At 64.9% G+C, this 15,179-nt stretch carries 15 protein-coding genes; 14 read left to right on the forward strand and 1 reads right to left on the reverse strand.

Annotated elements, in window-relative coordinates; genetic code table 11:
- Window positions 1-37: 37 nt before the first annotated feature.
- Window positions 38-790: an ArsR/SmtB family transcription factor gene (locus K323_RS0119695; RefSeq protein ID WP_026851885.1), complete on the reverse strand. Its 753-nt coding sequence runs from the start codon at window positions 788-790 to the stop codon at window positions 38-40.
- 129 nt (window positions 791-919) lie between these two features.
- On the opposite strand from K323_RS0119695, the gene K323_RS0119700 reads away from it, so the two are divergent.
- The 14 genes from K323_RS0119700 to dapF all read left to right on the forward strand — a co-directional run bounded on the left by K323_RS0119700 (window position 920) and on the right by dapF (window position 15,145).
- The gene (locus K323_RS0119700; RefSeq protein ID WP_022886985.1) at window positions 920-1,420 is read left to right on the forward strand and encodes a GNAT family N-acetyltransferase; all 501 of its coding nucleotides are present in this window, start codon (window positions 920-922) and stop codon (window positions 1,418-1,420) included.
- Window positions 1,421-1,543: 123 nt separating this feature from the next.
- A complete protein-coding gene (locus tag K323_RS27470) occupies window positions 1,544-2,620 on the forward strand; it encodes an efflux RND transporter periplasmic adaptor subunit (protein WP_022886986.1) in 1,077 nt (358 codons plus the stop codon).
- Complete coding sequence (locus K323_RS0119710) at window positions 2,617-3,324, forward strand: ABC transporter ATP-binding protein (RefSeq protein ID WP_022886987.1); 708 nt, start codon at window positions 2,617-2,619, stop codon at window positions 3,322-3,324. The genes K323_RS27470 and K323_RS0119710 overlap by 4 nt, the downstream gene beginning before the upstream one ends.
- Window positions 3,321-4,583: an ABC transporter permease gene (locus tag K323_RS0119715; protein WP_022886988.1), complete on the forward strand. Its 1,263-nt coding sequence runs from the start codon at window positions 3,321-3,323 to the stop codon at window positions 4,581-4,583. The genes K323_RS0119710 and K323_RS0119715 overlap by 4 nt, the downstream gene beginning before the upstream one ends.
- Before the next feature lie 90 nt (window positions 4,584-4,673).
- Window positions 4,674-7,562, forward strand: a complete 2,889-nt coding sequence (locus tag K323_RS0119720; protein ID WP_022886989.1) for an FtsK/SpoIIIE family DNA translocase — start codon at window positions 4,674-4,676, stop codon at window positions 7,560-7,562.
- 4 nt (window positions 7,563-7,566) lie between these two features.
- On the forward strand, window positions 7,567-8,166 hold the full coding sequence (pgsA, locus tag K323_RS0119725; RefSeq protein ID WP_051147445.1) for a CDP-diacylglycerol--glycerol-3-phosphate 3-phosphatidyltransferase: 600 nt from the start codon (window positions 7,567-7,569) through the stop codon (window positions 8,164-8,166).
- A 6-nt stretch (window positions 8,167-8,172) separates the two neighbouring features.
- Complete coding sequence (locus K323_RS0119730; protein WP_022886991.1) at window positions 8,173-8,682, forward strand: CinA family protein; 510 nt, start codon at window positions 8,173-8,175, stop codon at window positions 8,680-8,682.
- A gap of 161 nt (window positions 8,683-8,843) precedes the next feature.
- Window positions 8,844-9,152 (forward strand): helix-turn-helix domain-containing protein, encoded by a 309-nt coding sequence (locus tag K323_RS0119735; protein ID WP_022886992.1) that lies wholly within the window; start codon window positions 8,844-8,846, stop codon window positions 9,150-9,152.
- A 60-nt stretch (window positions 9,153-9,212) separates the two neighbouring features.
- Window positions 9,213-9,437, forward strand: a complete 225-nt coding sequence (locus K323_RS0119740; RefSeq protein ID WP_022886993.1) for a DUF3046 domain-containing protein — start codon at window positions 9,213-9,215, stop codon at window positions 9,435-9,437.
- Between the two features lie 292 nt (window positions 9,438-9,729).
- Complete coding sequence (recA, locus tag K323_RS0119745; protein ID WP_022886994.1) at window positions 9,730-10,833, forward strand: recombinase RecA; 1,104 nt, start codon at window positions 9,730-9,732, stop codon at window positions 10,831-10,833.
- Between the two features lie 74 nt (window positions 10,834-10,907).
- Entirely contained in the window at window positions 10,908-11,603 is a 696-nt protein-coding gene (locus K323_RS27475) for a regulatory protein RecX (protein ID WP_022886995.1), read from the forward strand.
- Window positions 11,604-11,625: 22 nt separating this feature from the next.
- The gene (gene miaB, locus K323_RS0119755) at window positions 11,626-13,272 is read left to right on the forward strand and encodes a tRNA (N6-isopentenyl adenosine(37)-C2)-methylthiotransferase MiaB (protein ID WP_051147446.1); all 1,647 of its coding nucleotides are present in this window, start codon (window positions 11,626-11,628) and stop codon (window positions 13,270-13,272) included.
- Between the two features lie 5 nt (window positions 13,273-13,277).
- Window positions 13,278-14,213, forward strand: a complete 936-nt coding sequence (miaA, locus tag K323_RS0119760; RefSeq protein ID WP_022886997.1) for a tRNA (adenosine(37)-N6)-dimethylallyltransferase MiaA — start codon at window positions 13,278-13,280, stop codon at window positions 14,211-14,213.
- A 50-nt stretch (window positions 14,214-14,263) separates the two neighbouring features.
- Complete coding sequence (gene dapF, locus K323_RS0119765; protein WP_022886998.1) at window positions 14,264-15,145, forward strand: diaminopimelate epimerase; 882 nt, start codon at window positions 14,264-14,266, stop codon at window positions 15,143-15,145.
- Window positions 15,146-15,179: the final 34 nt, after the last annotated feature.

Consider the following 15,179-nt stretch of genomic DNA (forward strand, 5'->3'; position numbering starts at 1 on the left):
CGTTGTCGGAGCCTGAATCGGATCGCTGCCGGTGTGCTCAGGTGTACATGAGCGACCCGGGTGTCGTGAGCAGTTCGCCGGTCTCCAGCCACGTCTTCAGGCCGGAGAGAATCATCGGCCAGCCGCCGTACAACTGGTCGTTCGCCCCCTCGCGCAGCTGGTCGTGGGTGACGGTCAGCCGGCACGAATCGCCGACTTGCTCAATCTCCCAGGTGATGCGCGTCTCACCTTCGGACTTCACATCGTCGCCCCAGAGCGCCGTCATGGTCTGCACCAGCCGAAGCGGCGGGTCTACTTCGACGTTCACACCGGTGCCGAGCGGCGCGTTCGACTTCGGGTTGGTCTGCGTGTAGGTCGATCCGGGCGTCCAGTCGCTCTCGATCAGGTTGCCGAAGTTGTACTTGCTGCGGATCTCACTGTCGGTGATCGCCTCCCACAGTCGCTCTGGCGTCGTGCGAATGTAGATCTCAAATACCTTTTCCACGGGGTTCTCCAGTCTCGATTTGAGTCCGCTGAGTCCAGCGGCCCACGGTTCTGCGTACTTGCTCACCCACCGGTCGTGGACGAGACGGATGGGCACGGGGTTCAGGAAATGGAGCTTTTCCCTGCCACGCCGTCTGGTGACGACCAGGCCGGCATCCTCCAGCAGTTTCAAGTGCTTCATCACGCCGAATCTGGTGATGTCGAACCGCGCTTCGAGCGCGGTGAGAGTCTGCCCGTCTTCGCGAAACAGTTCGTCGAGCAGGCTGCGCCTCGTCGGATCGGCCAGGGCCTTGAACACCTCATCCATGGTGAGATAATAGGTGACCATTTGGTCACATGTCAAGAGCTGCCGCTCGACTGGTCAAGCGGGAATACTTGTCGGTCTGAAGATCTTCCGGCACAGCCGAATGACGACGCAGCCCATAACCTTGAGGATGTGAACAGCAGGGCAGAGATCACCATTGCACCGGCGTCTCCCGAGTCGGCAAACGGCCGCGAGGCTGTTCGCCGCTACCTTGATGACATCATCAGCCGGTTCTACGGCCGCCAGGCAACCGACGCCGAAATCGACCTGGAGCTCAGTGAAGGGCCGGCCGAAGAACTTGCGCCCCCTCAGGGATACTTCCTGATCGCCCACGCCGGTAACGACGTCGTCGGGTGCGCGGGATTTCGCTTGATCGAGCCCGGTCTCGGCGAGGTGCGGCGTGTATTTGTGTCGCCGGATGCCCGCGGTCGCGGGGTCGGAGCACGGCTCCTTGGCGAGATCGAACGCGCGGCGCTTGACGCGGGCCTCACGCGGCTCCGTCTCGACACCCGCTCCGATCTTGTTGAGGCCAGGCGCCTCTATACGCGGGCCGGCTATAGCGAGGTCGAACGGTTCAACGATTCCCCGTACGCCCAGCACTGGTTCGCCAAGTCGCTGCACCCCTCGCCCTAAGACTGTCATCGTGCCTGGCGTACGAAACCGTCATCCCCTGGATGTAAATCCGCCGCGAGTCCGCCGAGGCCTCCCTCCGTTCCCCTAGGATCGAGAAATTGGTGTTGACGATCGGGGAGCAGAATGAGCGTGGCGCGTAAATGGGTATTTCCGATCATTCGGATCGTGCTGATCGCCGTTGTCGCCGCGGCGCTCGTGAAAGTGGCGTTCTTCCCAGACAGCGCTGAAGCCAGCAACCCAGACGTGCCGACCGGCCAGATCGTCGAACCGCAGATTCCGGTCGCAGTCGGCACGATCACCAACGATGTGACCCTGCCGGGTACGGTCCAGGCCGACCCGGCCGTTCCCGTTCGTGCCGTCGCCCAGGGCACCGTCGACGAAGTCTTCGCCTTGGCCGGTCAGCCCGTCACCGGCGGAGATGTGCTCTATGACATCAAGGTCGAAACGCCACAAGAGCCGGTAGAGACGACGGATGCCGCGGGCATGGTCTCGATCACCCAGCCCAGACCGGTCGTGACCTACGGAAAGGTCCTCGCACCCATCACGGGAACCCTGAGCGCCCTCACCGTTCTCCCCGGCCAGAGCGTCGCGGTGGGCGACACAGGGGGACAGGTGGCGCCGCCGACATTCTCCGTGAGCGGAGCGCTCAGCCCAGATCAGCAGTATCGACTGCTGACCAGGCCGACAGAGGCATCCATTGCCATCACCAACGGCCCGGCTCCGTTCACCTGTACCGGCCTGACCATCACGACGCCGCTGGCCGGCGCGGGAGAGGGCGGAAACGGCGGTTCACCCACACCGGGCGCTGGTGCGACCACCGGAACCGGATCTTCGGGTGGAAGCGCCACCACAGTGCACTGCGCGATTCCGCCGGAGATCATCGTGTTCCCCGGCCTCGCCGCCCAGATCACCATCGCCGGAGGCAAGGTGGAGAACGTCCTCGTGGTTCCGACCACGGCAGTGAAGGGCTCGGCCGAGACCGGCGTCGTGGGCCTGGTGCTGGACGACGGCACAATCGAACAGCGACCGGTGACCCTCGGGATGAGCGACGGCACCATGGTGCAGATCGCCGAAGGTCTCGCAGAGGGCGACCTGATCAATCAGTTCGTGCCGGGCGCCGTCGCGCCGGACGCCAACGGGTGCACCACTCTGCCGGACGGCAGCATGATGTGCGCCGAAGGCGGGATGGCCTTCGGATGACCCTCCTTCAACTCGAGGGAGTCACCCGCACCGTCCAGCTCATCGACGCGCCGCCGCTGACCATCCTGAACGGGGTCGACCTCGACGTTGCCGTCGGCGACCGGGTCTCCATCGTCGGGCGCTCCGGTTCCGGCAAGTCGACCCTTCTCAACCTCCTCGGCCTCCTCGACGATCCCACGACCGGTCAGATGCACTTCGACGGCCGACCCGTGCCGTCCTTCTCGTCCGGCGAACGCGATCGCGTGCGCGGCAGGGACGTCGGCTTCATTTTCCAGCAGTTCAACCTGCTGCAAGGGCGTACCGCTCTCGAGAATGTGATGACGCCGCTGCTCTACGCCGAAGGACGCCAATTCTGGCAGCGCAGTCGCATCGCGGGTGAGATGCTCGACCGCGTCGGCCTCGGCCACCGGGCGACCGCCATGCCGGATAAGCTCAGCGGAGGCGAGCAGCAGCGGGTGGCGATCGCGCGCTCACTGGTGCGGGGGCCGAGGCTGATCCTGGCCGATGAACCGACGGGAGCCCTCGACCTGGAGACCGGCGCATCCGTCATGGAACTCCTCGACGACGTGGCAACCGCCTCGGGTGCCGCGCTGGTCACCATCACCCACGATCCGGCGATCGCCGCGCTTGCCACGACCCACTACCGGCTCGATCACGGCGTCTTGACGCCGACGGATGCCGCGGCAATGGCGGTGCAGGCGTGAAGCGGTTTTTGAGCAACCTCGTCGGTTCCTTCGTCGAGGCCTGGCAGGAGGTGCGAATCCATCGCACCCGCGTGATGCTCTCGTTGGTGGGCGTCGCCGTCGCCGTGTGCGCCATCACCACGGTGGTCGGGCTCGGCGCGGTTGCCGGGCAGGCCATCCAGGAACAGAACGAGACCTTCGGGGGGAGGCCGGCGAACCTCTCCCTGACCGCCTCGATGGGTGACGGCAGCCAATTGGCACCGGAGACCATGCAGGGCGCGTGGAACACCGCGCTCGAGCGCTACGACATCACTTACTCGACACGTGTCGTCTCCGGCAGCCTGCTTGTGCAGTTCGCCGACGGTGCCGCGAACGTGACGACCACTGGTGTCGACCCGTCGTACGGCACAATGCACAGGGTCAGGGTCATCGATGGCACCTGGTTCACAACGGCGGACACCGAGCGGTTGGCTCCCGCGGCGATTGTGAACGAGGCGTTCTACGACCGAATCGGCCGGCCGGACCTCGCCACCCATCCGACCGCGATGGTGCTCGGCCAGCAGAATACGACAGCGGTCATCACCGGTGTCACTCCATCGCGATGGGAGGGGGAGGAGCCGTCGATGTTTCTTCTTGCCGACGCCATGCAGTCCCTTACACCCCCTCCGACTTCCGTGCCGGCCGGACCCGGCGGCGCGTCATACCAAATGGGCGGCCAGCCGCCGATGTACGAGGCGTGGGTGCCGCCTGAACTCGCCACCGAACTCACGACCGCGTTGCAGCGTGACGTCGCGGCTGCGCTCGGAGACGGTGCGAACGTCTCGGTGAACCGGCAGGATTACGCGGCATTCAACGACGGGCAAGACCCGTTCCTGCCGATCAAGCTCATGGTCGGGGGAGTGGCGGTGCTCGTACTGCTGCTCGGCGCGCTCGGCCTGGTCAACATCGCACTGGTGACCCTGAAACAGCGGATTCGCGAGATCGGCATCCGTCGCAGCTTCGGCGCGACCGCAGGCCGGGTGTTCTTCTCCGTGATGATGGAGAGCGTCGTCGCGACCGTTGTGGCCGGTGTCGTCGGCGTCATCGGCGCCATCCTGATCGTCAAGAACCCGCTCGTCGAGCAACTCATCGGGCAGGGCATGGTCTCCGACTTCCCACCGTTCCCCGTGGAGGCCGCCGTGCTCGGAATGGTGGCTGCGACCTTCGTCGGGGCGCTCGCCGGGCTGTTGCCCGCACTCGTTGCCGTGCGCGTGAAGGTGATCGACGCCATCCGTTACTGATTGTCGGTGAGGTCGACCCTTCGGCCGGTGCTCAGGAAATTGGGCGTGGGGTCACCGGCAACGACAGTGGGCGGCGGTACCGTGGAAGTTATGGCTACGAGCACCAAATCGAGCGGACGCGCCCGCAACGCGCCTGCGCGCGGCAGCAGCACTGCGCGGAAGCCTGCCGGAAAGACCGCTACCCAGAAGACCGTCAAGTATCCGGCGGCCGAGCCGAAGGCGAACCCGCTCGCTCGCCTGTGGATGGGCCTTGCCCACGTGACCGGCAGTGCGGCGCGTGCGCTCGGGCCAGAGCAACTCTCCAAGGAGGAGCGCCGAGACGGGCTCCCCTTCTTCCTCGTACTACTCGCGATCGCCGGCGCAGTCGTTGAGTGGTTCCTGATCAACAACCAGATCGCCCGCACCCTTGACGCCTGGACCTTCGGCGGCCTGTTCGGCCGGGTCGCTTTCGCACTCCCCGTCATCATGTTGCTGTTCGCAATCTGGCTGTTCCGCAAACCCAGCTCGATCCACGACAACGGTCGCATCGGCATCGGACTCGCGCTCCTTCTGGTGTCGGTGTCCGGCCTCTGCCACATCTTCGGCGGGCAACCGGAACCGCGACAGGGCATGGAGGTGCTCGCCCTCTCCGGCGGGGTCATCGGCTGGATGGTCGCCGCGCCGCTGATCGCGCTGACGACGGCCATCGGCGCATCCGTCGTCGTCATCCTGCTCCTGCTGCTCAGCCTGTTCATCATCACCAAGACCCCTCCGAACAAGATCGGCGAGCGGTCCCGCGAGCTCTACGCTTGGCTGTTCGGCGCCCAGTTGCCGGATGCCGAGGAGCGACAGGCCGCAAAGGAAGCGAAACTCGAGAAGACCAAACAGGTCGAGCTCGATGGCGTCGACGATGGGGCGGCTGACGACGAGGCTGAGACCGGCGCCCTGCCATGGTGGCGTCGCAACAACAGCAAGCGTGAAGAGGACCCTGACTTCGGCAGCGCCGTTGATGTCGCCGGTGGTGATCCGATGACGGAGCTCCTCGGTGCCGGTTCAGTCGGTGCCGGATCAGCCAGCACCGGTTCAGCAGAAACGGATGCCGCGCGCGGCGCATTCGACACGCCCCTTGGCTCTGCTGGAGCACCGGCCAACCAGGACCACTACGGCACAGAGGTGCTCGGTGACCTCGAGCGCGCAGAAGACGCGCTCAAGCGCTTCACCGGCGAGGTGGAGCTGGGCGGTAATTCCGCCACCGGCCTGCACGCTGATGACCCGTCGGGGCTGACCGAAGTGCTTCCGGGCTTCGAGAGCCTGGTCGCACCCGATGCCGGAGACGCGCTGCCGCCGTCAGGAGCCGAGGAACCGCAGGCGAGCGCCCCGTATGTGCTGCCATCGGCGTCGACCCTGGTCGCCGGCCCGCCGGCAAAGGCCCGCTCTGCCGCGAACGACGACGTGGTCAAGTCGATCACCGAAGTGTTGCGCCAGTTCAGTGTCGACGCGAAGGTGACCGGATTCTCCCGCGGCCCGACCGTGACCCAATACGAGATCGAGCTCGGCCCAGGTGTCAAGGTCGAACGGGTCACGGCGCTGAGCAAGAATCTCTCCTACGCGGTCGCCTCGAATGAGGTTCGCATTCTGTCTCCGATCCCGGGCAAGAGCGCGATCGGCATCGAGATTCCGAACACCGACCGCGAGATCGTCACCCTCGGTGATGTGCTTCGCTCCACCGCGGCCACCAACAGCACCCATCCGATGACGATCGGCGTCGGCAAAGACGTGGGCGGTGGCTACGTCGTGGCCAACCTGGCCAAGATGCCCCACCTTCTGGTGGCCGGCTCCACCGGCTCCGGTAAGTCGAGCTTCGTCAACTCGATGATCACCAGCCTGCTCATGCGTGCCAAGCCGAGCGATGTTCGAATGGTGCTGATCGACCCGAAGCGGGTCGAGCTCGCGCCGTACGCCGGCGTTCCGCACCTGATCACGCCCATCATCACGAACCCGAAGAAGGCCGCGGAGGCGCTGCAGTGGGTCGTCAAAGAGATGGACATGCGCTACGACGACCTGGCCAGCTTCGGCTTCCGCCACATCGACGACTTCAACAAGGCGGTCACGAACGACGAGATCGTGCTGCCGCCCGGGAGTGAGCGCAAGCTCAAGCCGTATCCGTATCTCCTCGTCGTCGTTGACGAGCTCGCCGACCTCATGATGGTCGCCCCGCGCGACGTCGAGGACTCGATCGTGCGCATCACGCAGCTGGCCCGGGCATCCGGAATCCACCTCGTGCTCGCCACCCAGCGTCCGAGCGTCGATGTCGTGACCGGCCTGATCAAGGCCAACGTGCCCTCGCGCCTGGCATTCGCCGTGACCAGCGTCACCGACTCCCGCGTCATCCTCGACCAGCCAGGAGCCGACAAGCTGATCGGCCAGGGCGACGCCCTGTTCCTGCCGATGGGGGCGTCGAAGTCGCTCCGGGTGCAGGGGGCCTGGGTGAACGAGGCGGAGATCGAGAAGGTCGTCAAGCACGTCACCCAGCAGGCGCGCCCCGATTATCGGCCGGATGTCGCGGCCGTGGTCGAACGCAAGGAGATTGATTCCGACATCGGCGACGACCTCGACCTCCTCCTGGCTGCGGCCGAGCTGGTCGTCTCCACTCAGTTCGGTTCCACCTCGATGCTGCAGCGCAAGCTCAGGGTCGGCTTTGCCAAGGCCGGCCGCCTGATGGATCTGCTCGAGTCGCGCGAGATCGTCGGCCCGTCGGAGGGATCGAAGGCCAGGGACGTGCTCGTCACCGCCGAGCAGCTGCCTGGCGTGCTGGCGAAGCTGCGCGGCTCGGACGCTCAGCATGCTGCCCAGCAGGCGGCGGCATCCGGTCACGCTCCCGCAACCAGCCAGCCAGACCCCCGTTACGACGGGGACCCGGTCGCGAAGATGAGCGAGGGCTACCCTGAGGTGGAAGGCGATTCCGACGAGGACGCCTGGAATCTCACCGACAGGGACTGAATCGATGGCGACACCGGATACGCCTGGCACGCCCGTGCCCGCCGCGCCGAGCAACTGGAACGTGCCCAACCTGATCACCGTGGTGCGCATCCTGCTTGCACCCCTGTTCATCTGGATGCTGCTGGCGGATGCCGGCCACGACGGCGCCCTGCGATGGTGGGCGGCCGCGCTCTTTGTCGTCGCGATCGCCACGGACGGGGTCGACGGTGCTATCGCGCGTCGGCGCGGGCTGGTCACCGACCTCGGCAAGCTTCTCGACCCGATCGCCGACAAAGTGCTCACCGGTGGGGCCCTGGTCGGACTGTCGATCCTCGGCGAGCTGCCGTGGTGGGTGACGATCGTCATCCTCGTGCGCGAGGTCGGGATCACCGTCTTCCGATTCGCGATGCTCAGTGACCGGGTCATTCCGGCTTCCCGCGGCGGCAAGCTGAAGACCATCCTGCAGTCCGTCGCCATCACCCTGGCCCTCACGCCTTTCTGGTTGCTGCTGGGCGACTGGGTGCACTGGGTCAACGGAATAACAATGACCCTCGCCGTGATCCTCACCGTCTACACCGGCCTGGACTACCTGGTGTCGGCCTGGCGGGAAAACCGGAAGAAGTAGAAGAGAGTGCCTGACCATACACAGGACCAGACCGCGCTGCTCATCGGTGAACTCACCGACCAGCGACTGACGATCGCCGTCGCCGAATCCCTCACCGGGGGCGCACTGACGGCCGAACTCGTACGCATCCCCGGCGCATCCGTTGTTCTCAACGGGGGAATCGTGGCGTACAACACCGAACTCAAGCACACGCTGCTCGGCGTCGACAGCAGCGTGCTCAACGTGCACGGCGCCGTGCACCCGGATGTCGCCAAGCTGATGGCCATCGGCGCACGCACCCAGCTGGCGGTCGGGGGAGTTCGTGCCGACGTCGGGGTGTCGACAACGGGCGCCGCCGGACCCGACCCGCAGGACGGCCAGGAGCCTGGCACCGTCTTCATCGGACTCTCGATGGGGAACGGATCCTGGGCGGTGCCTCTTCGCCTCGAGGGCGATCGCGACGCCGTCAGAGCGCAAACGGTCGCGAGGGCCGTCGAAGCTGTGCGTGACCTGTTAGCCAGGATCGCGGCGGAATAGTTCCTGTAACAGGTGGGTTACACCGTGAAGATTCACAAGCAAAGTCCAGTGATCGTGGCTAGTCTGGGCATGTGGATGGTTGTAGTAAAGTAGGCCATCCGCAACAGGTTAACCAGCGACGACAGGGCTCTGTTGTTGAATGACACGAGAAGGAGGTTCCAATGATTCTGGTTCGTCAGGAAATCGGCGATGTGCTCAGGGACTTCCGCCTGCAGAAGGGGCGCACGCTGCGCCAGGTAGCCAGCAAGGCCAGTGTGGCCCTCGGGTACCTGAGCGAGGTGGAGCGTGGCCAGAAGGAAGCTTCTTCCGAAATTCTGGCCTCCGTCGCAGATGCGTTGGAGACCCCGATCTCCGTCATCATGCGCGAGGTTGGAGACCGCCTCGCCGTGATTGAGGGAATCGATCCGTTCCCCGACACTGTGCCAGACGAGTTCGTCGCCGACTTCGACGCCGACCTCATGGTGCGATAGAAGTTCAGCCACACATTCGGTGAACGCAGTTTCGGTAGCGGCATTCAGTGAACGACGCGCATGCGCCTGAGCGAGCTTCGCCAGGCCATCGCGGATGAGTTTGGCGATGCATATGGCCGTGTGCTGATGCGTGATCTGGTGCTGTCGGCACTCGGCGGCGTGACAGCAGAGCAGGCTCTCGCCGCCGGCAGACCGGCTCGCGACGTTTGGCTGGCGCTGTGTGCAGAGACGGATGTCCCGAAGAGTCGCTGGTACGGTGCAGGATTGCCCTCCCAACGGAAATGACCGCGTGGTGAGAAGAGTGTGAGAACCCCGGCGTGTTCGACACGCCGGGGTTTTTCATGCCGCAAATGATCGAAGACGTGTTCGGACCTTGCTAGGCTCCTCAACAGCAGACGTCAACAACGGGTTCTCCACAGTTCGCCGCTCCACCGGCCTCGTGTCGGTGGCCACGCGTACAGTCGGATTTGTTGAAGACAGACAGCCATACGCCTTGTCGAAAGCGGGCATCCGGGTCAGCCGGAGGCAGGCAACGACAGCCTATAGGCGACAACCGTACGACCAGAAGGAGCCCATCATGCCCTCAGCAGCAGACCGCGAGAAGTCGCTCGAAACCGCTCTTGCCCAGATCGATCGACAGTTCGGCAAGGGCTCCGTCATGCGGCTCGGAAGTGATGACCGCGCACCCGTCGAGACCATCTCCACCGGGTCCATTGCGCTCGACGTCGCGCTCGGCGTCGGCGGGCTTCCACGTGGCAGGATCGTCGAGATCTACGGCCCGGAGTCATCGGGTAAAACCACCCTTACGCTGCACGCCATCGCGAACGCGCAGAAGAATGGCGGCATCGCCGCGTTCATTGACGCGGAGCACGCGCTCGATCCCGAATACGCCAAGAAGCTCGGCGTCGACATCGATGCCCTCCTGGTCTCGCAGCCCGACACCGGTGAACAGGCTCTCGAGATCGCCGACATGCTCGTGCGAAGTGGTTCCATCGACCTCATCGTCATCGACTCCGTTGCGGCTCTCGTGCCGCGCGCCGAGATCGAGGGAGAGATGGGCGACTCGCACGTTGGCCTCCAGGCCAGGCTGATGTCACAGGCGCTGCGGAAGCTCACCGGTGGCCTCAGCCAGACCAACACCACGATGATCTTCATCAACCAGCTGCGCGAGAAGATTGGTGTGTTCTTCGGCAGCCCCGAGACCACCGCCGGGGGCAAGGCGCTCAAGTTCTACGCATCCGTCCGCCTCGACATCCGTCGTATCGAGACGTTGAAAGACGGCACGGAAGCCGTGGGTAACCGCACCAGAGTCAAGGTCGTCAAGAACAAGATGGCACCGCCGTTCAAACAGGCGGAATTCGACATCATCTATGGCATCGGCATCTCCCGCGAGGGCAGCCTGATCGACTTCGGAGTCGACCACGGCATCGTCAAGAAGTCTGGCGCCTGGTACACCTACGACGGCGACCAGCTTGGGCAGGGCAAGGAGAACTCGCGAAACTTCCTGCTTAAGAATGCCGACATCGCCAACGAGATCGAGACGAAGATCCTGAACAAGCTCGGCATCGGACCGGAAGGCGCAGCGGCGAAAGCACTCACCGACGCGGCGGCGCTCGAAGCGGCGGCCGCAGGCAACGCGCTGCCGATCCAGGCGAAGCTGGCTGCTCGCAAGGGCGCATAGCCCAGAGCAATTTTCAGTAGCCCAGCGTTCAGAAACCCAGCGTTCAGAAACCCAGCGAAAGGCAGGTCACGGGCATGGTGCAATTCGAACCCTCCGACGGAGCGAAGCACGATCTTGCGCCCGTGACCTACCTGCCCGGCGCGTCGCCCGGCATGAAACGGCGTTCGCCGCTGGAAGGCCGGGGCGATGCCACTCAGATAGTGGTCGCTGCCCAGCCGACGGACAGTGAGGCTACGGCGGGAGAGCCGATGGCAGGGGCCGACGAATTCGATTCGGCGGAAGAGCGCGAGCGAGCCGAGAAGCTGCTGCTATCCAGGCTGCGAAGCCGATCGTTGTCTGAGGCGGAGGCGTTCTCCATTCTGGAGGCGACGGATATCGATCCCCAGGAGGCGAGCGATATCGTCGCTCACTTCAGCGAACTGAAATACATCGACGATCACAAGCTGGCCGACCAGATCATCCACAGTCATCACCAGCGCAAGGGCCTCGGCCGCACCGGGGTTGAAGCCGAGATGCGACGCAGGCGAATTCATCAGTTTGTCATCATCGAAAAGCTGGAAGAATTGCCAGACGATGAGGCGGAGCGTGCCATCGATCTGGCGGTCAAACGCGTCGCCCAGTTGAGCCGGTTCGACGATGAAACCGCCGATCGTCGACTGACCGGGTTCCTGATGCGCAAGGGTTATACGTCGAGTGCCGTACGCGCCGCGGTGAAGACCGCACTGGCCACCCGCACAGGTTCGTCCGGCTCCGGCGTTCGCTTCCGCTAGAGGTACGTAAACTAGACGGATTATGAGCGGACAGACTTTACGGGGATCGGTGAGAACCGGCGACCTCCTTTCGCGACCAACCCCGATCGCACACTCCGACGCGGCGATCGACGCCGACGGTCACGTTCGCACCTATGAGGTGCGCACCTTCGGTTGCCAGATGAACGTCCACGACTCCGAGCGGCTGAGCGGGTCGCTTGAGGCTTCCGGCTATGTGGCGGCGAACGGCGCCTTGGCCGACGTCGTCGTCATCAACACCTGCGCTGTGCGGGAGAACGCCGACAACAAGCTTTACGGCAACCTCGGATACCTGGCTTCGGTGAAGAGGAAGCACGAGGGCATGCAGATCGCCGTCGGCGGTTGCCTGGCCCAGAAAGACAAGAACACCATCCTCGACAAGGCCCCGTGGGTCGACGTTGTCTTCGGAACCCACAACATGGGCTCCCTTCCGAGCCTGCTCGAGCGTGCCCGCCACAACGGCGAGGCCCAGCTTGAGATTCTGGAGTCGCTGGAGACCTTCCCGTCCACGCTGCCCACCCGGCGTGACTCCAGCTACAGCGGCTGGGTATCGATCTCTGTCGGGTGCAACAACACCTGCACGTTCTGCATCGTGCCAGCCCTTCGCGGCAAGGAGAAAGATCGCCGCCCGGGTGACATCCTCTCCGAGATCCGCACGCTCGTCGATGACGGCGTGATCGAGGTCACCCTGCTCGGCCAGAACGTCAACTCCTACGGCGTCGAATTCGGCGACCGGCTCGCGTTCGGCAAACTGCTGCGAGCCGCCGGAGAGATCGAAGGCCTCGAGCGCATCAGGTTCACCAGCCCGCATCCGGCCGCCTTCACCGACGACGTCATCGACGCGATGGCGGAGACTCCGACGGTGATGCCGCAGCTTCACATGCCACTGCAGTCGGGCTCTGACCGCATCCTCAAGGCGATGCGGCGCTCCTACCGGTCAACGAAGTTCCTTGGAATCCTCGACCGCGTGCGCGAGCGCATGCCTCACGCCGCAATCAGCACCGACATCATCGTTGGCTTCCCCGGTGAGACCGAAGAAGACTTCCAGGAGACCCTGCGAGTGGTCGAGGCGGCGCGTTTTGCGACCGCGTTCACTTTCCAGTACTCGATCCGTCCTGGAACGCCGGCCGCGACGCTTCCCGACCAGGTGCCGAAGGCCGTTGTGCAGGACCGGTACGAACGTCTCCAGGTGCTCCAGGACCGTATCTCCTGGGAAGAGAACCAGAAGGTCGTTGGCCGCGAGGTCGAACTGCTCGTTGCCAGTGGTGAAGGTCGGAAGGATTCCGACACTCACCGGATGAGCGGTCGTGCTGCCGACAGCCGATTGGTGCACTTCGCCGTACCAGAAGGATCGGAAACCCCGCGCCCCGGCGACATGGTCACGGTAACGGTCACGCAGGCTGCACCGTTCCACCTGATCGCGGACTCCGTCGATGACGCGCCCCTGCGCATCCGTCGCACGACTGCAGGCGATGCCTGGGACCGCGCGGAAGCCGACTCCTGTGCGGTTGCAGTCCCGGCAGGCAGTGTGTCTTCCAGCGGCACAGGACCGGTGTCGCTGGGCCTGCCAACTGTGGGCTTGCCGTCACTTCAACTCCACAGCGGTGCGACAACAGTCCCGATCTACGACCCCACGGACTCAGAGCGCTAGCGACCGTGCTCGTCGTCATCGTCGGACCGACTGGGACCGGCAAGTCCGAGCTGTCGCTCGATGTCGCCGAGCGGCTGGCAGAACGTGGCCGGGCCGTCGAGGTCATCAACGCCGATGCAATGCAGCTCTACCGGGGTATGGACGTAGGAACGGCCAAGCTGCCCATCGAGGCGCGCCGCGGCATCCCACACCACCTGCTCGACGTGCTCGACGTGACCGACGAAGCGACCGTGGCGCGCTATCAGGAGGATGCCAGGGCAGCGATAGCCGAAGTTCTGGCTCGCGGCGCCGTTCCCATCCTGGTGGGCGGCTCCGGGCTCTACGTCTCCTCCGTGATCTATGACTTCCGGTTCCCCGGTACCGATCCAGAGCTCCGTGCGCGGCTCGAGGCCGACCTGGTCGAACACGGCCCAGGCGCGCTGCATGCCAGGCTCACAGCCATCGATCCGCAGGCGGCGGAGCGAATCGGCGCCAGCAACGGGCGACGACTGGTGCGCGCGCTGGAGGTTGTGGAGATCACCGGGAAGCCGCACGCTGCGTCGCTGCCCGAACAACCGGTGCCCTGGATGCCAGAGGTCGCCATTGGCCTGACAGCGCCCCGTGAGGAGCTCACGGCGCGCCTCGATGCCAGAGTCGAAGCGATGTGGGCGGATGGTCTCGTCGACGAGGTGGAATCACTGGTGCCGATGGGAATCGAACACGGCATCACGGCCAGTCGGGCCATCGGTTACGCGCAGGCGCTCGGGCAGTTGCAGGGGACGCTCAGCGAGCCAGAGGCGATCGAGATCACCCAGCAGCTGACCCGTCGCTACGCGCGGCGGCAGGTGAGCTGGTTCAAGCGCTACCCCGGCACCCGCTGGTTCGAGACCGGGGCGGGGGTTCCTGCCGGTGAGCGCGTTGACGGTGTCTCCGCTCTCATCCACGGTGCGCTGTCAGCTTGACTGTGCTCGCCTCAAACCGTCCGCCCAGCGCTGCCACATAAACTGGTTGGATGGGCATCGATCTGAACTTCACCAAGGGCCAGGGCACCGGAAACGACTTTGTGCTGTTCGCCGACCCAGAGGGTCAGGTCGAGTTGACGCCCGCTCAGATCCGCGCCGTATGCGACCGCAGATTCGGCGTCGGTGGCGATGGCATCATCCGCGCTGTGAAGTCCCGCAATCTCGATGCCGGCGCTGCCGCACTGGCAGAAGACGACGCCGCGGAATGGTTTATGGACTACTGGAATGCAGACGGCACGCCATCTGAGATGTGTGGCAACGGCATCCGGGTGTATGCACGGTTCCTCATCGACAATGGTCTGGTCGCGCTTGCAGACGGCGACACGCTCGCAATCGGAACTCGCGGGGGTGTGCGCGACGTGCAGCGGAACCTGACCGGGTTCCAGGTCGACCTCGGCCGGTGGAAGCTAGAGGGAGGCGAACCGCTGGTGCGGGCCAAGAACCTGCAGGTCGCCAGGCCGGGCCTCGGCATTAATGTCGGCAACCCGCACGCTGTCGTGGCTCTCGCAGACGACGATGAGCTGGATTCCGCCGACCTGACGTTCATCCCGCAGCTCGATCCAGAGCCGGACGACGGCATCAACGTCGAATTCGTGGTGCCGCACGACCCTTTGGTGGTTGACGGGGTCGGGCGCATCCGGATGCGCGTTCACGAGCGTGGTAGCGGCGAGACGTTGTCGTGCGGAACCGGTGCGGCTGCTGCGGCCCTGGCGACCAGGCACTGGGCCGGTGCTGGCGCACCCAACCAGTGGCGGGTCGAAGTGCCGGGCGGTGTCCTCGGCGTGCGGATGTTCCCTACGGAAGACGGCGAGCACGTGTCGCTCTCTGGGCCCGCTGATCTGGTTTTCGACGGCGTGCTCGGCGTCGCCTGAGCCGCGTCGCCTCGGCCGCATCGCCTGGGCGGCC

The organism is Glaciibacter superstes DSM 21135 (assembly GCF_000421145.1).
Lineage (GTDB): Bacteria > Actinomycetota > Actinomycetes > Actinomycetales > Microbacteriaceae > Cryobacterium > Cryobacterium superstes.